Origin of the sequence: Salinivibrio sp. PR6, assembly GCF_001995955.1 — a bacterium.
In the GTDB taxonomy this organism is placed as follows: Bacteria; Pseudomonadota; Gammaproteobacteria; order Enterobacterales; family Vibrionaceae; genus Salinivibrio; species Salinivibrio siamensis.
The window spans coordinates 39,861-61,937 of the sequence record NZ_MUFA01000006.1; the positions used below are offsets into that span (position 1 = coordinate 39,861).

At 51.3% G+C, this 22,077-nt stretch carries 23 protein-coding genes; 15 read left to right on the forward strand and 8 right to left on the reverse strand.

All coding sequences use genetic code 11. The features are described from left to right. Positions 1 to 46 precede the first annotated feature (46 nt). The gene (locus BZG72_RS06115; protein WP_046074574.1) at positions 47 to 472 is read right to left on the reverse strand and encodes a universal stress protein; all 426 of its coding nucleotides are present in this window, start codon (positions 470 to 472) and stop codon (positions 47 to 49) included. A 221-nt stretch (positions 473 to 693) separates the two neighbouring features. Here BZG72_RS06115 and ftnA point away from each other — a divergent pair, with 221 nt between their 5' ends. From ftnA to BZG72_RS06150, 7 genes are all read left to right on the forward strand, one after another. Continuing rightward, complete coding sequence (gene ftnA / locus BZG72_RS06120; protein WP_046074610.1) at positions 694 to 1,224, forward strand: non-heme ferritin; 531 nt, start codon at positions 694 to 696, stop codon at positions 1,222 to 1,224. Positions 1,225 to 1,276: 52 nt separating this feature from the next. Continuing rightward, positions 1,277 to 1,624 carry a universal stress protein UspB gene (locus tag BZG72_RS06125; protein WP_077578171.1) on the forward strand — a complete coding sequence of 116 codons (348 nt, stop codon included), beginning with the start codon at positions 1,277 to 1,279 and terminating at the stop codon, positions 1,622 to 1,624. A 97-nt stretch (positions 1,625 to 1,721) separates the two neighbouring features. Then, positions 1,722 to 2,843 carry a mechanosensitive ion channel family protein gene (locus BZG72_RS06130; protein ID WP_046074572.1) on the forward strand — a complete coding sequence of 374 codons (1,122 nt, stop codon included), beginning with the start codon at positions 1,722 to 1,724 and terminating at the stop codon, positions 2,841 to 2,843. Positions 2,844 to 2,919: 76 nt separating this feature from the next. Next, positions 2,920 to 4,104 (forward strand): NAD(P)/FAD-dependent oxidoreductase, encoded by a 1,185-nt coding sequence (locus BZG72_RS06135; RefSeq protein WP_077666364.1) that lies wholly within the window; start codon positions 2,920 to 2,922, stop codon positions 4,102 to 4,104. A 582-nt stretch (positions 4,105 to 4,686) separates the two neighbouring features. Further along, a complete protein-coding gene (locus tag BZG72_RS06140) occupies positions 4,687 to 5,499 on the forward strand; it encodes a carbohydrate-binding protein (protein WP_077666365.1) in 813 nt (270 codons plus the stop codon). Further along, the gene (locus tag BZG72_RS06145; protein WP_077666366.1) at positions 5,496 to 6,578 is read left to right on the forward strand and encodes a KTSC domain-containing protein; all 1,083 of its coding nucleotides are present in this window, start codon (positions 5,496 to 5,498) and stop codon (positions 6,576 to 6,578) included. The genes BZG72_RS06140 and BZG72_RS06145 overlap by 4 nt, the downstream gene beginning before the upstream one ends. Positions 6,579 to 6,914: 336 nt before the next feature. Continuing rightward, entirely contained in the window at positions 6,915 to 8,795 is a 1,881-nt protein-coding gene (locus BZG72_RS06150; RefSeq protein WP_077666367.1) for a methyl-accepting chemotaxis protein, read from the forward strand. A 57-nt stretch (positions 8,796 to 8,852) separates the two neighbouring features. Here the strand turns inward: BZG72_RS06150 and BZG72_RS06155 are convergent, their stop codons facing one another. Beyond that, entirely contained in the window at positions 8,853 to 9,521 is a 669-nt protein-coding gene (locus BZG72_RS06155) for a tRNA-uridine aminocarboxypropyltransferase (RefSeq protein WP_077666368.1), read from the reverse strand. An 87-nt stretch (positions 9,522 to 9,608) separates the two neighbouring features. Then, complete coding sequence (locus BZG72_RS06160) at positions 9,609 to 11,111, reverse strand: hypothetical protein (protein ID WP_077666369.1); 1,503 nt, start codon at positions 11,109 to 11,111, stop codon at positions 9,609 to 9,611. A 96-nt stretch (positions 11,112 to 11,207) separates the two neighbouring features. Between BZG72_RS06160 and BZG72_RS06165 the strand changes: the two genes are divergently transcribed. Further along, the gene (locus BZG72_RS06165) at positions 11,208 to 11,663 is read left to right on the forward strand and encodes an EVE domain-containing protein (RefSeq protein ID WP_077666370.1); all 456 of its coding nucleotides are present in this window, start codon (positions 11,208 to 11,210) and stop codon (positions 11,661 to 11,663) included. A 47-nt stretch (positions 11,664 to 11,710) separates the two neighbouring features. Here the strand turns inward: BZG72_RS06165 and BZG72_RS06170 are convergent, their stop codons facing one another. The 3 genes from BZG72_RS06170 to BZG72_RS06180 all read right to left on the reverse strand — a co-directional run bounded on the left by BZG72_RS06170 (position 11,711) and on the right by BZG72_RS06180 (position 15,376). Further along, positions 11,711 to 12,520, reverse strand: coding sequence for a Cof-type HAD-IIB family hydrolase (locus tag BZG72_RS06170; RefSeq protein ID WP_046074567.1), 810 nt, complete (start codon positions 12,518 to 12,520; stop codon positions 11,711 to 11,713). A 101-nt stretch (positions 12,521 to 12,621) separates the two neighbouring features. After that, positions 12,622 to 13,641: an alpha/beta fold hydrolase gene (locus BZG72_RS06175; RefSeq protein WP_052708049.1), complete on the reverse strand. Its 1,020-nt coding sequence runs from the start codon at positions 13,639 to 13,641 to the stop codon at positions 12,622 to 12,624. Between the two features lie 136 nt (positions 13,642 to 13,777). Beyond that, entirely contained in the window at positions 13,778 to 15,376 is a 1,599-nt protein-coding gene (locus BZG72_RS06180) for an AbgT family transporter (RefSeq protein ID WP_046074566.1), read from the reverse strand. A 250-nt stretch (positions 15,377 to 15,626) separates the two neighbouring features. Between BZG72_RS06180 and BZG72_RS06185 the strand changes: the two genes are divergently transcribed. From BZG72_RS06185 to BZG72_RS06200, 4 genes are all read left to right on the forward strand, one after another. Then, on the forward strand, positions 15,627 to 16,637 hold the full coding sequence (locus BZG72_RS06185; RefSeq protein ID WP_077666371.1) for an acyltransferase: 1,011 nt from the start codon (positions 15,627 to 15,629) through the stop codon (positions 16,635 to 16,637). Between the two features lie 144 nt (positions 16,638 to 16,781). Next, positions 16,782 to 17,141: a DUF4145 domain-containing protein gene (locus BZG72_RS06190; protein WP_046074564.1), complete on the forward strand. Its 360-nt coding sequence runs from the start codon at positions 16,782 to 16,784 to the stop codon at positions 17,139 to 17,141. A 139-nt stretch (positions 17,142 to 17,280) separates the two neighbouring features. After that, positions 17,281 to 17,916 (forward strand): lysoplasmalogenase, encoded by a 636-nt coding sequence (locus tag BZG72_RS06195; RefSeq protein ID WP_077666372.1) that lies wholly within the window; start codon positions 17,281 to 17,283, stop codon positions 17,914 to 17,916. Between the two features lies 1 nt (position 17,917). Further along, the gene (locus BZG72_RS06200) at positions 17,918 to 18,217 is read left to right on the forward strand and encodes a putative signal transducing protein (protein ID WP_077606773.1); all 300 of its coding nucleotides are present in this window, start codon (positions 17,918 to 17,920) and stop codon (positions 18,215 to 18,217) included. A gap of 3 nt (positions 18,218 to 18,220) precedes the next feature. Here BZG72_RS06200 and BZG72_RS06205 read toward each other — a convergent pair whose 3' ends face one another. Beyond that, entirely contained in the window at positions 18,221 to 18,487 is a 267-nt protein-coding gene (locus tag BZG72_RS06205; RefSeq protein ID WP_077666373.1) for a DUF1145 domain-containing protein, read from the reverse strand. A 10-nt stretch (positions 18,488 to 18,497) separates the two neighbouring features. Beyond that, on the reverse strand, positions 18,498 to 19,109 hold the full coding sequence (gene rsmD / locus BZG72_RS06210) for a 16S rRNA (guanine(966)-N(2))-methyltransferase RsmD (protein ID WP_077606772.1): 612 nt from the start codon (positions 19,107 to 19,109) through the stop codon (positions 18,498 to 18,500). An 87-nt stretch (positions 19,110 to 19,196) separates the two neighbouring features. Here rsmD and ftsY point away from each other — a divergent pair, with 87 nt between their 5' ends. The 3 genes from ftsY to ftsX are packed head-to-tail and all read left to right on the forward strand — an operon-like array spanning position 19,197 to position 21,974. Next, positions 19,197 to 20,372: a signal recognition particle-docking protein FtsY gene (ftsY, locus tag BZG72_RS06215; RefSeq protein WP_077666374.1), complete on the forward strand. Its 1,176-nt coding sequence runs from the start codon at positions 19,197 to 19,199 to the stop codon at positions 20,370 to 20,372. Positions 20,373 to 20,374: 2 nt separating this feature from the next. Continuing rightward, positions 20,375 to 21,043: a cell division ATP-binding protein FtsE gene (gene ftsE / locus BZG72_RS06220; RefSeq protein ID WP_077666375.1), complete on the forward strand. Its 669-nt coding sequence runs from the start codon at positions 20,375 to 20,377 to the stop codon at positions 21,041 to 21,043. Further along, on the forward strand, positions 21,036 to 21,974 hold the full coding sequence (gene ftsX, locus BZG72_RS06225; protein WP_077456812.1) for a permease-like cell division protein FtsX: 939 nt from the start codon (positions 21,036 to 21,038) through the stop codon (positions 21,972 to 21,974). Before ftsE ends, ftsX begins: the two co-directional genes overlap by 8 nt. Positions 21,975 to 22,077 lie beyond the last annotated feature (103 nt).

Sequence of the window (22,077 nt, forward strand, 5' to 3'; positions counted from 1 at the left end):
CAAGAAGGCGGAATCACCGCCTTCGCGGGGGAAGAAAGTGGTTCTGTTAGTCGCGGATAGGCACCATCAACAGATCCACCGGTGTTTTATTGAGTAACTGCTTGGTGGAGGAGAGCAACGAGCTCCAAAAGTCTTGGTGATGGCCGACCACGACCAGATCGATCCCCATATTTTGAATCGATTCAGTGATTTCCTCGGCAAGATCGCCACTGCTGACCAAGGTATGTGTCACTGGACTTTGCGCGTCACTGGCCAGTTGATTCAGCTTTTGCTGCGCTTCTTCAATCACACGGTTACGCGACTCGACCAAGTTAATGTCGATGAGCCCGGTGTAGAGCTCGGCGTAATTAACGTCGATATGGACTAAGGAAAGTTGGGCGTCGAGGGCACTGGCTAAGGCATCGGCTTTCTTGAGCAGGCGTTCACTGTCATCTGACAAATCGACAGCAACCAAAATATGCTTGTATGACATGGGGTTATCCTTTTTCTATCTGGCTGTCATCGCAGTTTAGCGAGCTTGCGTATAAAAAACAGTCACTGTGATCGCATTCCGATCAACAACTCGACGATGACACGAGTCATAAATTCGATACAAGACTCGGTCTCGATGCGGTTAGTCGGCGTGATCCGCTTGAAAACCAACGTGCTGCTGGTCAGAATGGCAGCTAACCCCAAATAAAGAGGATGTTTTATATGCTAGCACCTGCCATGGTTGACAGGCTCAATGAGCAGATCAATTTGGAGTTTTTCTCATCAAATCTATACTTACAAATGAGCGCTTGGTGTGAGGATCAAGGCTTCGAAGGAGCCGCGCGATTCCTGCATAAGCACGCACAAGAAGAGATGCAGCATATGCAGCGCCTTTTTACGTACGTCAGTGAGACAGGGGCGATGCCTATTTTGGGTTCGATTGACGCACCGCGTCATGAGTTCGCATCACTGGGCGAAGTGTTTCGCGAAACCTATCAACACGAGCGCTTGATTACGGAAAAAATTAACAGCTTGGCGCACGTTGCGTTTACCACACAAGATTATTCTACTTTCAATTTCTTGCAGTGGTATGTAGCGGAGCAGCATGAAGAAGAGAAGCTGTTTAAAGGCATACTCGATAAGATCGAGTTAGTCGGCGAAGATGGCAAGGCACTGTTCTTTATTGACAAAGACTTGGCATCGATGGCGGTTGAAGAGTCTACGTCAGTGATGGACGGCTCAGCAGGGCAGTAATCTGGTTACCTCTCCCTCTGAGCGCTATCCGGCGTAGCGTAGGGAGAGGTCTATGAACGGTGATATCCTAATCGTGGCAGTTTTTACCGTCACACTGGTTAATTTCGCGCGCTACCTGTCTTCACTGCGCGCGCTCGTTGTGATGTTGCGCGATGCGAATCCGCTGCTTTATCAGCAAATTTGTCGCGGAGATAACAACTTTTTCTCACTCTCACCCCAAGGCGATATCTCGCGCCAAAAGCGCTTGTATCAGTACATTCGTAGTCAGGAGTATCTCCATCATCACGATGAAATATTCGTGGGCAAATGCAACAAAGTGCGCCATTTGTTCATCCTCAATGCTGCGTTGTCTGGTGCCTTGCTCGCGACCTTTTTTCTTGTCGCTTTTGCGGGCTGGTAAGCGGACGCCAACAATTTCGACAAAATGCTGACCTCGGTCAGCATTTTTTTTGTTAACCTGACGCCACTACTCGGATCACAGCGTAATTGAGGGAATCATGCAAAGCCTACTCCAATGGTGGCAGTCGCTTCATGAGGCAGCGGCGTGGGAATGGATCTCGGATGTTGTCACGTTAACGGGCATCAGTGCCATTGCCTGGACGATTTGGCACGTGCTGGTTGGGCGGCTGAAAGCCTTGGCGGAAAAGACTATCACCCGCTGGGACGACATCATTTGGCCGGCGATAGATACGCCTTTAAGTGTGTTGATTTGGCTATGGCCAGCTTCTCATTCGCTGGAAATCATTGTCGATAACACCTTAGGCAATGTCTCACTCAGTTGGCTTACCTTGGTGCAAGATTTGGTGGTGATCTGGGTCATCATTTGGGTGCTGTTACGCTTAGTTAACAGCAGCGAGCAGGTGATGATTGAGACGAGCAAACGCGACCACACCACTATCAATACCTTGGGGAATGTCTTACGCGCCCTCTTTGTGTGCTTCGGGGCCTTGTCCTTGCTGAAAAGCCTGGGCGTTAGCGTCTCAGGTCTACTGACCGTCGGGGGTGTCGGGGGTTTAATTGTTGGTTTTGCCGCTAAGGACTTGCTGTCGAACTTCTTCGGTGGGGTGATGATTTACTTTGATCGCCCGTTTAAAGTCGGTGATTGGGTGCGCTCGCCGGATCGCAACATTGAGGGCACAGTGGAGAAAATTGGTATTCGTATGACGGTGGTGCGCACCTTCGATTTGCGCCCTTTATACGTTCCCAATTCGGTATTCAGTAACGTGGTGGTCGAGAACCCCTCGCGGATGCTCAACCGCCGCATCTATGAAACCATCGGGCTACGTTACCAAGACGCCGATAAAATCAGCGCGGTGATTGACGATGTGTATGCCATGCTTGAAGCCCACCCAGACATTGAAACGCGACAAACCTTGATTGTGAACTTCAACAGCTTTGGCCCACACTCGCTCGATTTCTTTATTTACACCTTCACCAAAACGGTGAACTGGCAACGTTATCACCGCGTGAAGCAGGATGTACTGCTGCAAGTGATTGGTATTATTCATCAGCACGGTGCGGATATTGCCTTCCCAACCCGTACGTTGCATATGGACCCTCGTATGATTGAGCAAAACGCAGGTGTCATGGTGCCACCGCCCGAAGCGCAGGCGCGTTAAATCGCGCTTGCCGCTTACGTGCGGGCTGCTACAATGCCGCTCCCACAGGGTGAGCAGAGAATAAACAGGTAAGCGTGTGACTGAGTATGATGTAATTGTGATTGGCGCCGGTGCGGCAGGATTGATGTGTGCGGCACAAGCAGGCCAACGTGGCCGCCGTGTTTTGGTGGTGGATCATGCCAAAAAACCGGGCCGCAAGATCCTGATCTCAGGCGGCGGACGCTGCAATTTCACCAACTATGATGTCACCGCGAGTAACTTCCTGTGTGACAACCCGCACTTCGTCAAATCCGCATTGGCACAATACAGCCAATGGGACTTTATTGGTCTGGTGGCCACCCATGGTGTGGCCTATCACGAGCGTGACCACGGCCAGCTGTTTTGTGATGACAGCGCCAAAGATATCGTCAACCTACTCTTGGCCGAGTGTGACCAAGCCACCATCAGTCAACGCTATCGCTGTGAAGTGCACGATATCGAACAAGAAGAAGCCGGCTTTCGCCTCAAACTCAATGGCGAGCCGGTGCGCTGCCAGTCGTTGGTGGTCGCCACGGGCGGCCTTTCCATGCCCAAGCTCGGCGCCACCCCCTTTGGTTATCAGCTTGCCGAACAATTTGGTTTAAAAGTGCTGTCCACCCGCGCCGCCTTGGTGCCGTATACCTTGCACCAAGAAGACAAAACCCGTTTTGCCGATATTTCTGGGGTGTCGGTGCCGTGTTCGATTACCACCGAATCGGGTGTGTGTTTTACCGAGAACCTGCTCTTTACCCACCGCGGCTTATCGGGACCGGCGGTGTTGCAAACCTCCTCGTTTTGGCAGCCGGGCGAAGCGGTCACCATCGATTTACTCCCCAGTGAGTCACTAAAAGACGTGCTGGTGGCGATGCGTGATAAGCACCCCAACCAAACCTTAAAAACCTCACTGTCTCGCCTATTCCCCAAACGCCTGGTCGAAGTCTTGATTGCGCGCGATAGCTTGCCAGATAAACCGCTCAAGCAGCTCGATGACAAACAGCTCGATCAACTTCATCACTACTTTCACCAGTGGTCCATAGCCCCAAACGGCACCGAAGGTTACCGCACCGCAGAAGTGACGCTTGGTGGGGTAGATACCCACGCAATTTCCTCGAAAACCCTTGAAGCGCGAGATATTCCCGGCCTGTATTTTATCGGTGAAGTGCTAGATGTCACCGGCTGGCTCGGCGGCTATAACTTCCAATGGGCCTGGAGCTCCGGCTGGGTGGCCGGACAGCATGTGTAAATGCGCTGTGATAATAAAGTTTTCCTGAAAAAGTCGTGTGTTCTATTTTTCGAGAAAAGCTTAAAAAATACATTCAGTACTTCTATAAGCGACACTGCATATATCGCAGCCATTAGCTATGTGTCGCTGATATTTTTTGAAAAACAGCGAAATAAACGCAAAACGTGTCCGTTTAAAAATTAGATTAACACCAAAAGCTGCGAGTTAGATAATGCTTGTTATGTAATTAATAATAATGTCGATGGAAAAATCGCAAACATATTCCAAGTCTACTGTATGTGCAGTGAAATCTGCATGCAACCCTTTAGTATGCCAATGAAATTCATAATATATCTTCGTTTATGTTGATAGAAAATATGTTTTTTATGTAGTTGAATTTTATTCATATGGCGCGACCCGTCTAAATCATCACTACACACTAAGCCTGAAGAGAGGCTTTCTTTATTTTAAAGGTTGAATCTGGCGTAATACTAAATAACTTCAGGTGTTTTATTTTTACATTTAATGAACAAGAAAGATTTTCACATAAAACCTCTACTCACCCTATAAAGTATGCGCTGACATAGTATTTAAGGATGAAGCATGAATAAAAACGTTATTTTAATAGCGGTTAGTTTAAGTATCCCACTGGTAGCACATGCGATGGAGTCATGGAATAAAGATACTGTTTACAATTCGGGTGACCTAGTCACTCACCATGGAGAGTCATTTGTATCTTCTCATTGGACACAAGGAACTGAGCCAGTAGTAAATGATATCTCTTGGGATGGTTGGATTCACATCAATACAGATACGATTGACAACTATGAGCATGAAACACCTTATGCTGGTGGTTCAGTCGTGAACTTTGAAGGAGATATTTACCTAGCTAAATGGTGGGTTCAAGGAGAGTATCCTTCTAATTCTAGTGCTTGGCGTTTACTCGATTATTTAGACTCAGAACCAAATCCAAATCCAGGCCCAGATTTAGGCCCTAAATCCCCTGAGGCCATTGTGGGAGTGGATAAAAATAACAATGATATTCGTGATAGTTACGAAGTGGCTGTAACAGAGGCGTATCAAAACCCCCAAATTGTTCAGCTGGCCATTAACCTCGGTCTTGAGTATACCGATATCAATGAAATTGCGTTTGATAAATCCATCCAGCTGTCAGTTGAGGATGCGACTAAAAAGTACAACGAAATTTTGGTTTTGGAAGAGTGTGCTGAGGAGTTGCTGAAAACAGGTGTTATTGAAATGACGCCACTAGAGCTGCATACCGATACCTTGTACAGAGCGTTAACCTACCGAAATGGAAAAGAACGTATTTTCGAGCAAATGGAGCACGATCTTGATGCGATTTTGACGATTGATCAACCGTGTGTAGGGACAATGGCAGAGGAGGCGGTTAAATGAAAAAGCTCGCGACTATTCTTGGTTTGATGTCACTATTTTATGCTAGTACGAGTGCGGCTCAGTGTGAAGTTAACGTTGATAAACTCCAACTTGCCTACATCAACGGAATGTTTACTTCTTCAGAAGCGGCTAAGCAAAACGTGAATGCTTTGAATCGATTCAAAGACAAATATCTTTATACTTTTGAAAAGGCATCGGGCGTCGAATATTCCTATAACTACTCGGAGACACTTTTGTTGCAAATAGCTGAGGTCGCTTTTCATAAAATGACCGATGAGCAATATGAAGCCGGCTACGGGAGATTCTTGAATCGACTTGTTAGTGGTAAAGATGTTTCGGTTTTGGAAGATGCTGGCGAGATGCTAGCTTGGTTCTACAGTACCGTCATTGAAAAAGTTGATTCATTAATGCAAGAGTATGACTACACTGCGGCTGAAAGGGTCGTGGAGAGCCAAGTTGGAAAGTGTGCTAGAACAGTATTAGTTACTCATTCACAAGGTAACTTCTATGGGAATGCGGTTTATACGAGTGTGTCCTACTCCTATGTTTATCCCAATCAAGCTGCACTGTCGGATTACCCTATGCTCGGTTATATGGGTATAGCTAATCCAACTTATAGTGTTGGGGGCTATTATGGGCAGCAGGTGCCAGAAATTGCCAAAACGTTCACTAATGCGAATGACTTGATTATGTTGGCAGTACGTTTAGCATACGACGCAGTTCCTTCAGATTCGGTATATGCGAATCTACTATCTGATCCTACTGGGCATGGCCTAGAAGCAGCGTATCTTAATAACCGCGGTGCACCCGTTATCGCTCAACTAATTATCGATACCGTTAATGGCTTGACGCCATATCCTATGTTTGAGCAACATCGAGTATCGTCTTCGGCCATTTCTAATATTGGCTACTCAGAGATCTCGCACATGTTGGATGTGCGTTTTAAATATGGTGGTGGCTACCGATACTATGATGTCCCTGAGTATATTGGGAACGCTTTTATTAATGCATCGAGTCATGGCACTTATTTTAATGACTTCATTAAAGACCAGTATGATTATGAAAAAATAGAAGGTTAGGAGTAGGTTTCACTACGGAAACCTACAGAGGTGTTTACTTGCTTTTGTGTTGTTTGCAATAAACGGCATATCATAAGCGATGATTGGTTTATGTGATCTTGATTCTAAATGTTCTCTAGTTGACTGTTTTTTGTCTAAAAAATGGCAATCTTTCTTGCGCGCTGTTACATTAGCGCGCGCTTGCCATGTCGGATAAAAATTATTCGGCGCTGTGAACCCGCGATGCGCTGGATGGGCTCGCGGTACCCTAGGGACGGGGTGACGGCTGTTCACTATTGCTACCTCGGTTATCGGGGAGTTTGGAATTAACCTGTCGTTGCTTTGAGAGCCGTTCCCATGCAGTTATCACTAAAACAAAAATTAATTGGGGCATGCTTATCTGCTGTATTGCTGATGGCCGCCTTTCTCACCTGGCTTGCTGTAAGCCAAATTCAAGCCCAAACCCAGTCGAGCATCTATAGCCGCGTCAGTGGTATCGCCGATGCGGCGACCGAATCGATCAGCGGTTGGGTGCAAATCCGTGCCGATATCACCGGTGCCTTTACCGATTACACCAGCAGTAGCCGTCGTGTGAGCTATTTGCAGCAAGCGCGTGAGGCCGGTGGGTTTGACGATATCTACTTTGGCACCCCCAAAGGTGCCATGTATCGCTCGCGTCCTGAGCGCAACCGCGATGATTATGACCCTCGCGTCCGCCCGTGGTACAAGCAAGCGGTGAGCGAAGGTAGCCCGATTATTACCACTGCTTACAGTGATGCGATTACCGGTGCGATGCTGGTGACCTTGGCCGAGCCGGTGCGTCGTAATGGCGAATTAATCGGTGTGGTGGGCGCAGATGTGTTGATTGACCAGTTGATCCGTGACGTGACCCAATTAAAAGTGGGCAAAAATGCGAACGCGATGCTGCTAGGTGCTGATGGCACTTTTCTCGCTCACAAAGACAAAGCGCGCCTGCTAAAACCGTATCGCAGCCTGTCTCCTGAGCTGAATGAAAACCGCGTGCGTCAGGCGTTGGCACAGCAATCGCTGGTGGAATTGCCTGTCGATGGCGTTGATAAACTGTTTTATTTTGCCTCGGTTCCTAACACCGATTGGGTACTGGCGATTGAGCTGGATAAGCGCACTGAATACGCCAGCCAGCGTGATACCTTGTTCGACCTAATGCTGACCGCGGTAGTGATCACTTTGCTGGTGGCCGGTGCCGTGACGTGGTTGATGCACGTGTTGTTCCGTGACTTGCTCAATGTATCCGCCGCGCTAGAAGAAATTGCCTCCGGTGAAGGGGACTTAACCCAGCGCCTAGAGCCACACAGTAATGACGAAATTGGCAAACTTGCCAACAACTTCAACCGCTTTGTCGGCAACATGCACACTATGGTGTCGCACTTACGTCAGCTGTCTGGCTCGCTCAAGCAACAAGCCGAGCTAACTGCGGCGCAAGCGGAAGAGCGCTCCACCCGGATTGGTCATCAGCAAGATGAAATCAATATGGTGGCGACCGCTATCCATGAAATGGCCTCGGCGACCCAAGATATTGCCGGCAATGCCGATAATACTGCGCGCACCGCCCAAGAGACTGAAAGCGTTGCCAACGATGGCGGCCAGCAAGTGGAGCAAAGTAAGCACTCGATCACCGAGCTTGCCCGTGAAGTAGAAGCGGCGACCGGTGTGATTGGTGAGCTGGATCAGCATGCGCACAGCATCACCAGCATCTTGTCGACCATTCAAGAAGTGGCCGAGCAAACTAATCTGCTGGCATTGAATGCCGCGATTGAAGCCGCACGCGCCGGTGAGCATGGCCGTGGCTTTGCGGTGGTAGCCGATGAAGTACGGATATTGAGCCAGCGTACCCATGCCTCAACCACCGAAATTCAGCAAATGATTGATACCTTGCAGCAGGCAACCGGTCGCGCGGTGACCATGATGCAAGATAGCCAGCAACGTGCGCATGCCAGTGTGGAAGATGCCAGCGCAGCGAACGAAAGCTTGAGCCAGATTGTCGCGGCGGTGAGCCAAATTAGCGATATGGCGACGCAAATTGCTTCGGCAGCGGAAGAGCAATCGAGCGTCACCGCGGAGATCACCCGTAACTCAGAGGGCATTCGCGATGTGTCCAATGAGCTATCGACCGAAGCGGATGAAGCCGCGCGTCAAGCCGCGACGTTATCCGAGCTTTCTCATAGCCTCGAGCAAGAGATCAGCCGCTTTAAGCTGTAGCCCATAAACGACGTAAACGCCGGGCATGGCAGCGCGCTGTGCTCGGCGTTTTTTTGTTCACGCGTTTGACGTCAGCACCTTGGGGGCGGGGAGTGGTGTAGTGTGATGGTGGCGATCGGCTTCGTAGCTCTCCATAAAGTGGACAAGAAAATGGTCCAGCTGCGTGGCGGCGTTCACGTCGCCTTGGCTTCGTAGTAATGCACTCACCGCTTCACTGGTACACAGGTGTCCCGGAGGCTGGTTGCGCCTAAGCGTATATTGCGAGGCGGCAGTCGACGGCAAACTGACCCGTGGCAGACCATTGAGCCACGGGCTTTTATTGAGCATTTTTCGCGCCTGCTGCCAAGTGGCATCCAGCACCACAAACTGTAACGGCGCGCGAGGTGCATTGGTGTCGGCTAACGTCTCCGTGCAAGAAAATGACCTATCCGCGTCAGCGAACAGTCTATCGGCGGGGACGGCATCGTCACTGGGAAACAACAACCAAGGTGATACATCACCGCGCGCCCAGCTGTCGAGCAAGGCTTGCGGTGGTTGTTTGCGTTGCCAAATCTCTATCTGAGTGTGGGGCAGCGCCGCTTTAACCAGTTTGCCGGTGTTGGATTGGCGCGCCGCTTCGTTTTCGTGCATCACCAGCACGCATTGCAATTGGCTTTCCAGCGGCCAATAGCAGTGACAGATACAGTGATAGGTAAAACCGCATTGGCGGCAGGGCGAACGGGCCATCAGACTCTCCTCAAGGTGTCAGGTTGCTATTGTGCGCAAGTCCGACAAGGAATGCGAGCCCACGTGCCATGGTCGTTCGCGTCTACGTTATTCTTCGCCTAATACCGCCCCTTGTTGGGTGGCATAGATGCCATCGGCAAATAATGCTGTGTCTGAGCTATCCGGTTTAGGTGCGCGAGGTGCAGTGCTGGGGTTGAGTGGATAACGCTGCCCATCAAATTGCATCACATGGTGGCCGGCCGGTGCACCACCGCCACCGACCGGCACGATCAAATCATGCCAACCTTTGTTTTGGCTGCGTGCTAATAAAAGGGGCACATGCACCAGTGTCATGCGGCTATTAAACTGCCAGCCTTGCGCGTCGCCTTTAAACACCAATAAGGTGCAGCCGCCACTGCCACAGCTGTCGGTCAAAACCAACAGATCAGCTTGCCCGTCTTGATTGAGGTCGTGGGTAAGCCAGCGATAGGTGAGGGGGCCGGTTTGGCCATTATCGCTAAGATAGTCTTTGAGTGCTTGCTCAACGCGCGGGTTTTTCTCGGCGCTGCCTTTAATGCCGGCTTGATTCGATACGTTCACGGCATCCCCGACTTTGAGCCTCAGCGTTAAGCCGTCATGACCTAATGAGTAGCTGTTGCCATTAAAGGTTTCCTCGGAGGCGGAGAGGGAAAACCCGTTACGTGTATATATGCGCTCAGACACCACCATTTGCTCACCACTACGGGTAGTGAGCACTTGGACTTGGTTCTCCCCAACTGGCTGCCAAATCCCGGTTTCTTTGGTCACCGCTTCCCCTTGTGGGTGGTAGCTGGTGATGGCGCTATGATCGGGCAGCAACGTCAGTTGGGTGGTCAGTGTCGGTTGGCCGGGCGACTGGCTGGTACCTTGGTATTCTCCCGCCCAATGCTGACTGGTATCCACGGAAGGTAAGATCGCACACCCTTGGTAAGTGCCTTTCGCCGTTTTTAAGCGTGCTTGCCAGCCATAGAGGGTGTTGGCGCTTTGTTGGCAGCCTTGGGCGCTAAGCGTTAAAGCGGCTTGTTGAGCACGGAATTGTGCCTGCTCTTGGCTCATGCTTTGTCCGCTGAGCGGGCGCTCTTGTGAGTCTTGCTCGCTTTCCCATGCCAGATGCCCTTGGCCGACAGCGGCTGACCAGGTGGTAGGGGTTTGGCCTTCCGCCAACAAGGTATTACGCGGTTGTGCGCATCCCTCTAATTCGCTGGTGAGCATATTTAAGCGGGTCATGGTCACCGCGGCAGGGTAGTCGGCACTGTACCCGCGGCGTGACACAGGTGTGAAATAGCCCTCAAACTCACTGTATACCGGACCGGACTGCTGCGATAAGGTCGCGCGTTGGTCAGCGGTTAAATCAAGCCAGTACTGTTTTTGACTGCCGCACGGCGTGAAGCTGGCCGTTTCTGGGCTGACAGAAATGCGGCCGGTTTGCATAAAAGGTTGCGGCGTGTGAACCAAGCCGGTTGAAACCTTGTCGCTGCGATGGCCCAGTTCTACCGGACCAGAGGTGCTACCGCACCCGGCGAGGGCAAGCAAACTCATCGAGGCGACGATAAGGGGACGAAGAGATGGCACGAAAAACTCCTTGTACTGAGCGAGAGTAGGCAGGCTTGCGCCCTGAATGCAGGCAGGGCAAGATTGCCGCCACCATCCGATTAAGAGCAAGCTAGCATGAGTTATTGGTTATTTAAAACAGAGCCAGATACCTTTTCGATAGACACACTAAAGCAGAAAAAGGTTTCATGCTGGGAAGGGGTGCGCAATTATCAAGCGCGTAATATGCTGCGTGATGAGGTCAAAGTGGGCGATGAGGTGCTGATTTATCATTCCTCGTGCAAACAAGTGGGTGTCGCCGGTGTGGCGACCGTGGTCCGCGCTTGTTATCCCGATCATACCCAATTTGAGCCAGATAGCGGCTACTTTGATCCGAAAGCCACACCTGAAACCCCACGTTGGTTTATGGTGGATGTGGAATATCAGCGTCATGTGCCGTTAATTGCACTGGCAGAGATGAAGCAAAATCCGGCGCTGGCCGAGATGCCGTTAGTGAAAAAAGGTAACCGACTGAGTGTGATGCCGGTTACCGCAGCGCAATGGCAGGCGATCCTGGCGATGGCGGGGGAATAGTGCATCGCCATCAGGCGCCTGTTGGCTCACGGTGTGAGCCAGGTCGCTTATAAAAGTGAGTCTAATAGGTGCGCTTTCAAATAGCGCGCCACCGCTTCATCAGCATGACTACCAATAATGGCTTTATCTGAGAGGGTGGCCTTGACGCGCGCTTGTGCGGTGGCCATTACCAAGCCTTGTCCGGCGGCACGTAGCATTTCGACATCGTTCATGCCATCGCCAAAGGCAATACAGTCCGCCAAGTTGAGCTGATGACGACGCGCCACTTCCTCTAACGCGGCCCCTTTGGACACCCCATTGCCCATCACTTCCAGGCAGAATGGCGTCGAAAATGCCACGCTGATGTTCTCGCCATACTGCGACAAAAACTGATGCTCGTATTTGAGTAGGTGGTCGTGATCGTGGCGAATAAAGAAAATCTTCGCGATGTTATCGACCGGTGGGTTGTCCACATCAAACTCCTGGGCGTTAAAGCCAGAGTCTTTATGATAGCGGGCGAGCTCTTCATCCATTTTGCTCAGCAGCCAGTCATTATCGCGGTAGAGGTGAATGGTGACGGTCGGATCCTGCTTCACCTCGTTAATCAGGTTGGCAACAATCTCAGGGTCAACATTGTGTTGGAATACCAAGTTGTCATCACTGTCATGCACGCGTGCGCCATTGGAGGTGATCATGTATGCAGGAATGCCAACGGTTTCACGAATGCTCGCTACGTCAACATGATGACGACCCGTGGCAAACACAAAATGGATGCCTTGCTGGTGCAGTTGTTCCAACACCTGTTTGGTATAGGGCGCGATACTGTGCTCTGGGGTGAGCAGGGTACCATCGAGATCGGAAGCGACGAGTTTGTACATCATGTCCTCATTAGTTAGGCGATCACAATCACAGTATGTTTGAGTCTACTGCAACTGACGACGGTGAAAAAGGGAACCCTCTCACTGAGCGATTTCCGCTTTTAGTGTTGGCTCTGACGTTGAAAAAAATCATCGATGGCCGTGAACGCTGCCAGCCGATGTGTATCGGTTTCAAACAAGATTTCATGTCGTGAGCCTTGAAAAAACTGCCATTGACTCGGCTGATTGGCTTGCCGGCGTAAAAAATGGAACTCGGCCATCGCGGGATTAGACACAATCTGCTCGCCGCCAGCTTGGCAAATGAGTGTCGGAGTGGCCAATTGGGGGGCGATGGCTAAGCAGTGCTGGGCTGCGGCCATTCCCTCGGCAATCCAGCGAGCGCTAGGTCCGCCGATCTGCAGTTGAGGCTGGTTGATGTAGAGCTGACGAAACCAGGCATACCGTGCGCGAGAATGGGTCAGGCGGTTTTGTTCAAACGGCACATGACGATAACCAACTTGTCCGGGCCCAAACCGTGGTGGATGCTGATAGCGCGCCAGCGAACGACACAACCAAGGCGCGATACGTCCAAGCCACGGGCTGACGTGCACGCCAAACATCGGCGCGGTCATTGCAAGCCCGTCTATCGCATGGGGAAATCGATGCGCATAGAGTGCGGCGATGGCCCCGCCCATAGAGTGGGCGAGCATAAAGGTATGGTCGTACTGTCGGTGCGCCCCGATAAACTGCATGAAGGTCGCCAGATCAGTGACATAGTCGTCAAAGCGTTCGACATGACCCAGATCGCGCGGTTTGATCACGAGCCGCTCGGACAAACCTTGGCCGCGGTGATCAAAGCTGTAAACGTCATAGCCCATCTGAACGAGGTCATAAAAGATCTCTTGATACTTCATCACGCTTTCAATGCGGCCATTGACCACCACGACCGCTTGCCTATTCTGCGGACGGGTAAAGCTGCACCAGTGTAAACGTAGCCCTCCTTCCCCGTGGAAGTAGCCTTGTTCACGCTGTTGCCAAAAAGGTGTTATGTGGTGCTTAAATGCGTCGCTCAGCACTGCTTCACGGGCGAGAGAGTGCGCGTCAAAAGCCGGCTGATCCTTACTGTCGGCGAGATCTGTCATCTTGGTTTACCATCACTGAGATAGGTTTACTATAACCGTCTTAAAGGATGGATGAAAATGACACTTATGGGAAAAGCGCCGCGCCAAAAAGAAAAGGCAAGCGCGAGCGCTTGCCTTAACACCGAATAACGATACGTTACTGGTTGAAGTTGTAGTAGGTTTCTGCACCAGGGCCAACGGGCAGACCGAGCACGAAAACCCATACGTAGAATAGAATGCTCCATCCCACCATAAAGATCATCGAATAAGGCAACATGGTGGCAATCAAGGTGCCTATGCCAAGGTTTTTCACATAGCGACACGCCACCGCCAGAATCAGCCCAAAGTAACTCATCATCGGGGTAATGATGTTGGTCACTGAATCGCCAATCCGGTAGGCTGATTGAATCGTCTCTGGGGCATAACCGACCAGCATCAACATAGGTACAAAGATGGGGGCGGTGATGGCCCACTGCGCCGATGCCGAGCCGACCGAGAGGTTAATCAGGCCACACATCAAGATGAAGGCAAAGAATAATGCAGGCCCTGTTAAACCGATGGTTTGCAAAAAGTCAGCACCGCCGACCGCAATCACTTGACCAAAATTGGTCCATTTAAAGAACGCCACAAATTGCGCCGCGAAAAACACCAGCACGATATACATGCCCATGGCGCTCATCGACTTAGACATCGAATCAATCACGTCGCGATCGTTATTGATGGTGCCGACGGTACGGCCAAACACAATACCGGGAACGGCAAAGAACACCATAATAAAGGCAACAATGCCTTTCAAAAACGGCGAGCCTGCCACTTCATTGGTCTCGGGGTGACGCAGTGGTCCCCACTCAGGGACGATGGTGAGCGCTAAAATGCCGCTGACAATCAGCACCGCAATCCCGGCATTACGAAGACCGCGTTTCTCGTCATCATTAAGCTTGCTCGCGGAGGCGGCGGCGACATCTTCAGACGCTTGGTCGTGGTCATACTGGCCCAGCTTAGGCTCGACAATCTTATCGGTGATCCACGCACCAACAATCGCGATGAAGAAGGTAGAAACGAACATAAAGTACCAGTTCATTTCGGGCCCAACGATGTAGTCTGGGTCAATCATTTGCGCGGCTGACTCGGTGATCCCCGACAGCAAAGGGTCGACAGTTCCCAACAACAAGTTAGCAGAGTAACCGCCTGATACCCCGGCAAACGCCGCGGCAAGCCCGGCTAATGGATGACGGCCTAATGAATGGAAGATCATCGCGGCAAGCGGGATTAAAACCACGTAACCGAGCTCTGAAGCCGTATTCGAGATAATACCGGCAAAGACAATGGTAAAGGTGACGGTACGGCGCGACGCGCCCATTACCAGGCCGCGCATGGAGGCTGACAGCAGCCCTGAATGTTCTGCGACCGACACACCGAGCATGGCCACCAGCACGGTGCCGAGTGGGGCAAAGCCGGTAAAGTTTTTCACCAAGTTGGTGACGATCATTTGCAAGCCTTCGGCGTTGAGCAGGCTTTGCACATAAATCATGCCATCTGCCGCACGTCCTTTTGCGCCCTCTGGGCGAGGATCGGCGACAGACACATCAAAGTAGCCAGCGACACCCGAGGCGATCAGGATAGCGACACAGAAAATCGCGAATAAGGTCACTGGATGAGGGAGCAGGTTGCCGAGCCACTCGACGGTATCGAGAAAGCGCGTAAACAGTGTGCGCTTGTGCGGCCCACCTTGTTGCTCTGTGGTACTTGAGTGCATGGGGTTGGTCTCCTTCGTTGTACTGCATTTCCCGTCTATGGGAAAAGGAGGCCGAATGTTAATTGTTTTTTAACTTAAATAGCAAGATTAAAAGCTAGTTAGTGAGCGTAAAACTCGATCTACGTGCTGCTAATGAGGCAAAAAAGAAACATATTTGACTGGATAATGACTTTAACGGACATCATTTGACGCGAAGTTGGCGTATGATGGATGCGTGCTCGATCCGGTCACTGGTTAAAAGTGTTAACAAATGCAACAGACTGAAACACAGACACATATTGATTACCTCGACATATTGCGTGTCCTCGCTGCCTTTTTCGTGGTGGCGATTCATGTACTGGGTCCGTATCGGTTTCAAATTGGTGATATTGCGCTGAGTGATTGGGTGGTCGCGGTAGGGCTAAACAGTGCAAGCCGCTGGGCGGTGCCGATTTTTATTATGATTTCGGGCTTACTGCTGCTCTCGTCGACGCGGCCTTTCCGCTTGCGCCATTTTATCCGTCGCCGCGTGGTTAAGGTGGTGGTGCCCTTTCTGGTGTGGTCGTTCGCGTTTGCGTGTCTGTCTGGACTGACGCCGGATGGTTTTTCGTGGCAGACCGTCACCCAAACATTGGGCGCGGCCCCTCAGCATGAAACTTATTATCACCTTGGCTTTTTCTACTATTACATCCCGTTGCTGCTGTGGGTGCCATTGCTACGCCCGTTAATGCCACGCTTACCGTCATGGTCAGTGGCTTTTATCGGATTAGCATGGATAAGCTTAACGGCTTGGTATTTAACCGGCGCGCATGGCTGGTGGCGGAATGATTTTATCCTCTATGGCGGCTACTTATGGTTAGGCTATTGGCTACACCAAGCGCCACGTGCGTTGGTACTGTGGTGGGCGCTGGGCTTACTGGCTTTGGGTATGACCGAGTATCACGTGTTAACCACCAGTGTTGCGCATCAGCGTTATATCACTGAGGGTTGGTTATCGTATACCACGATCAACACGGTGCTGATTAGTGCGGCACTTTTCCTTGCCGTTAAACATTGGCGAGCGAATAAAGCAACACCATCGTGGGTTGCAACCCTGAGTCGTTATAGCCTGGGGATCTACTTGATTCACCCAGTGTTCCTTTGGCCCGTCAGGGCTTACTGGCCCACTTTATCGCCCGCTATGGTTTGGATCCCCTTGCTGACGCTATATGCCTTTGCGGGGGCGGCGCTGACCACTGCTATATTGCAACGATATCGCGCCACCGCGTGGTTGGTGCCATAAATGATGACACTTTTGACGACAACGGCGGTCATAACTGATTGAATATAGGATGACAGGATCAGATCGCAATCATGAAGCCTGATGCCCCTAAATGGTATAAAAACCACCATACTCATAAAATGGGAGCTGGTAAGGAGAGAGACCATGGATGACGTCGCAGTCGTGATTAAGCACAGTAAGCGCCTAGAAGGCTTGCTGCGTGAGCACTATCACGCCGAAGGGAAGGGGCTCCATCAGCTCATCGACAGTAGCCAAAAACGCCTGCCGCATGATGTGATCAAAAAACTGCGCTTTGTCGCCACTATTCGTAACAAAGTCGTTCATGAAGAGGGTTACGAAGTGGACGATATACGTGAATTTATATCGGTGAGTAAGTATTGTGAGTCAGAATTAGTACCGCGAAGCAACCGATTGATTTGGCGGCTTGCCGCGGGGCTTATCCTGCTGTTTACCGCGGGGGCAATTGGTTTTTACGCGCAAGTGTGGCCGCAATGGAGTGGCTAGCTAACCACAATAATCGGTTGTCACCCCACGGTTAACGTTACGATTTTTTTAAACTGGATCTTGTTCTCATCAAGGGACGCTGGACATCTCCGCCAGCCAGCCTAGACTTGGCGTCCTTGTCTTGAAAGGAATGATACTCATGTGGAGCTGGTTCGCTGTCTGTTGTTCTGGACTGCTGCATATCTCCGCAGCCTACCGGGGCCCACGTTGGCAGTTTTATCTTTTTAAACCGCTGACTATTGTGATGCTCATAGCGATAGTGGGCACTCACATTAGCGTCTCTCATTATGCGCAATGGGTCTTCGTCGCGCTATTGCTCTCTGTGGTGGGCGATGTCTTTTTAATGCTCCCCAAAGACAGGTTTGTGCAGGGGTTAACCAGTTTTTTACTCGCACACCTGGTCTATATCTTCGCGTTTTGGGCGCAATTTGACGGCCATATGGTATGGTGGCTGCCCGCCATGTTGTCTGGCCTGGGCATTATCGTCTTTCTTTTACTGCTCCCAAACTTAGGGCAGCTCGCGCTGCCTGTGGCCGTGTATATTGCCGTGATCACCCAGATGGTATGGGCGGCCGGTGAATACTGGCTCAATACTCACTCCCCCGCGGCGGCACTCGCACTGGCCGGTGCTATCTGTTTTATGGTGTCAGATACCGTGCTGGCGTTTGCGCGTTTTAAGGGCGAATTTCGTGCGGCACAAGCGATGGTGATGTCGAGTTACTTTTTAGCGCAAGCGCTGATCAGTGCCTCGGTGGTGATCGCCCAAGGAGGGTGAGATGGAAAAAGTCTATCACGCGATGAACACCTTGGAGGCGCACAGCTTAAAAGGCCTGTTATCCAGCCATCGTATTGATTGTGTATTGAAAGGCGAAGCGCTGAGTGCGGCAGTGGGCGAGTTACCCACTGATGTGCAAGGCGTAACCTTATGGGTTGCCCCAGAAAATGTCGCTCAAGCAAGGCAATTACTGCAGGCGTATGAAGAGCAAAGCGAGACACACTGGGTATGCCAGTACTGTGGAGAAGAGAACGCCGGCAGCTTTGAACTATGCTGGCAATGCCAGCATAGTCGCGAATGACACTTACATCATATGCTTGCGGCGAATATCGAGCAGCGCAAAAATCCCAAAAATCAGGATTGACCATTTTTCCCAGCGCGTCATGGTAATTTTGTCGCCAAATGCTCCTAAGAAAATCAGCATTTGTAGCCCATGCATCACCAACAAAAAGCCGGTCATGATATAGAGCGCCATGGCGGCCACCCCTGGAAACGGGTGAACGATATTGGCCAGTAAGACGATCCAAACAAAGGCGATGGCCGCTTTGGCGAGTACAATTAGTCCTTTCATAGTGTGTCTCTTAAGTTTGGTCGTTGAAATATAAACGGAAGTTGACTTGTCCGGCACGTTTTTCACGATGACAGTGCCAGTTTCCTGGGACGTGATAGTCATCCAGCTCACTTTCCGCTTCAACGTAAATACATGCCCCAGGTGCGAGCCATCCGTTGTTTGCGAGCGCAGCCAAGGTGTCGTTAAGCAACCCTTGATGAAACGGGGGATCGACAAAGACCACATCGAATGGGCCGTTTTGCGGTGGCGCGGCGAGTAGAGTCAGTGCATCTGTGCTATCTACTTGCGCATTCTCTGCGCCAAGCTGATCGAGGTTATCTCGCAGTTGTTTGGCCGCTACGGGGTTTTTTTCGCAAAACTGCGTCCAAGTCGCGCCGCGAGAGAGCGCCTCAAAGCCCAGTCCACCACTGCCCGCAAACACATCCAAGCAGCGCGCTCCCGGAAGATGGGGCGCCAGCCAATTAAATACGGTTTCTTTCACCCGGTCGGTCGTCGGGCGTAACCCCTGTGCGTCTTGCACGACAAGCTTACGGCCACGCCAGCGGCCAGCAATGATACGAACAGCTCCAGCCCCACGGGAAGCGTGAGCTGATGAAGATTTGCGGTTGGCGCGTTTAACCATAGATTTTTTGACCGTAAAGAAGGTGATAGACTATGCCGATTCGGTATTGAGCCGCTGATTGTATCAAGCATGCTTTAGGATTTGCCAATGGCAGAAAAAAAGAAACGTGGATTTATGTCATGGTTGGGTCTGGGTCGGAAAAAAGACCAGACACAGCCTGAACCAGAACAAGCGTCACCAGAGCCAGAGCCAGAGCCAGAGCCAGAGCCAGAGCCAGAGCCAGAGCCAGAGCCAGAGCCAGAGCCAGAGCCAGAGCCAGAGCCAGAGCCAGAGCCAGAGCCAGAGCCAGAGCCAGAGCCAGAGCCACAATCTGCTGCGGTTCGCGAGCGTGAAAGACCGCAACGTGAAGGCTTTTTTGCCCGCCTAAAGCGTGGCCTGCAAAAAACCAAAACCAACTTAGGTTCTGGATTTTTTGGCCTGTTTAGCGGTAAGAAAATCGATGATGACTTATTCGAGGAGCTCGAAGAGCAGCTGCTTATCTCCGATGTGGGGATGGAAGCGACCACTAAAATCATCGATAACCTGACCGATAAAGCCAGTCGCCGCGAGCTAAAAGATGGCGAAGCCTTGTATGGCATTCTTAAACAAGAAATGGCGCAGATGCTGGAAAAGGTCGAGCAACCGTTGGTGCTGACTGACCAAAAGCCTTACGTGATCTTAATGGTCGGGGTCAACGGGGTGGGCAAGACGACCACCATCGGCAAATTAGCACGCCAGTTCCAAGATCAAGGTAAATCTGTGATGCTGGCTGCCGGTGATACCTTCCGTGCGGCCGCGGTCGAGCAGCTGCAAGCTTGGGGCGAACGCAATCAGGTGCCTGTGATTGCCCAACACACCGGCGCAGACAGTGCCTCCGTGCTGTATGACGCGATTGAAGCGGCCAAAGCGCGTAACGTCGATGTGGTGATTGCGGATACCGCCGGGCGCTTGCAGAACAAAGCCAACTTGATGGAAGAGCTGCGCAAGATTGTGCGCGTGATGCAAAAGCTGGATGTGGGGGCGCCACATGAAGTGATGCTGACACTGGATGCCGGTACCGGGCAAAACGCCATTAGCCAAGCGAAATTGTTCAATGAAATTGCACCGATAACGGGGATTACGCTGACAAAATTAGACGGCACTGCCAAAGGCGGGGTTATTTTTGCTGTGGCAGAACAATTTAATATTCCGATTCGCTATATTGGTGTCGGTGAAGGCATTGAAGATTTACGCACCTTTAACGCCAACGACTTTATCGAGGCGCTCTTTAGCCGGGAGGAATAACCGTGATTCAGTTTCAGCAGGTAAGCAAAGCCTATCGGGGTGGCCGTCAGGCGCTGCAAAAAGTCAGCTTTGAGCTTCCCAAAGGGGATATGGCGTTGTTAACCGGCCATTCTGGCGCCGGGAAAAGTACGCTGCTGAAACTGATCTGCGCCATTGAACGCCCCAGTGATGGGCAGATTTACTTCAATGGCCATGATATTTCCCGCATTCCGCGCCAAGACATTCCGTTTCTACGGCGCCATTTAGGGATTATTTTTCAGGATCATAACCTGCTGATGGACGCGACTGTCTACGAGAATGTGGCGTTACCGCTGCGTATTGAACAGCAGCCAGAAGGTGAAATCAAAAAACGCGTGTCTGCGGCGTTAGATAAAGTGGGGTTGTTGGATAAAGTGCGTTGTTTCCCGATTCAGCTATCAGGGGGCGAACAGCAGCGCGTTGGGATTGCCCGGGCGGTGGTCAATCGCCCGCAAGTCCTGTTGGCGGACGAGCCAACGGGGAATCTCGATGCCGCGTTATCAGCGCAAATCATGGAGCTTTTTCGTCTGTTCAACCAAGTGGGCGTGACCATTCTTATGGCGACCCATGACACCAGCTTGCTTGAGCAGTACCGCCACCTTAGGCGGTTTGATCTCCAGCAAGGCAGTTTGGCGGAGGTCAGTCATGGCTGAATCTTTTATGCAGACGCAAAAGCGTCATGCCTCCACTGCTTGGCGGGATCTGTTTCAACGCCCGATGGGGAATCTACTCACCTTGATGGTGTTAGCGGTTGCACTTTCCTTACCCGCGACCTTCTACTTATTGGCCAAGAATGTGGTAGCAGTGAGCGCGCAGTGGCATAGCCCAGCAGAGCTCAATGTGTTCTTAACGCCGGATCAATCGTCGCAGCAAGGTGAAGCACTGGCTAAGCAGCTGAGGGAGTGGCCCGCCATTGATAGCATTGAATACATCTCGCCCGACCAAGGTATGGCGTCGCTAAAACAGCAGCGAGGCTTTAATCAAGCGGTGAGCTTGTTAGATAATAATCCACTGCCTGCTGTGTTGGTGGTGGTGCCTGACGTGACCCCCGCAGATGGAGAAGACGCCATCTCTTTGACCGCGCGTGTGGAAGCCTTGTCCGACAAGCTTTCGGCACTGGCTGAAGTCGAGGAAGTGCGGTTAGATACGGATTGGCTGGCACGTTTGGACGCGATCAAAACACTGGCCATTACACTTGCTTGGCTTTTTTCCGGGTTGATGTTGGCAGCTGTCGTGCTACTTGTGGGGAATACCTTGCGGTTGCAGGTACTCCATCATCGTGCACGGATCCAAGTGATGAAAATGGTAGGAGCCACCGACCGTTTTATCTTACGGCCTTATCTTTATATGGGCGCATGGTTGGGCGGACTGGCGGCGATCGTCGCGTGGTTACTCACCGGATTAAACACCTGGTTGATGGATGGGGCGGTGCGGCAATTTGCACAGCTTTATGACAGTCCCTTTACCCTTAGCGGACTCAATTGGGATGAATCTTTGCTATTGTTAATGGGCTCAATCCTACTAGGAGTGTTGGCGGCGTTGCTGGCGACGCGCCGACATTTAAAAGAAATTGAACCTGTGTAGGGTTAATACGGTCATAGACTCACAACAGACAGATAAAGGCTTGCAGTTTGCCCCTGCTTGGGTATATTTTTGCATGCTTAATCAGCAATTCGGTCTTCGACGA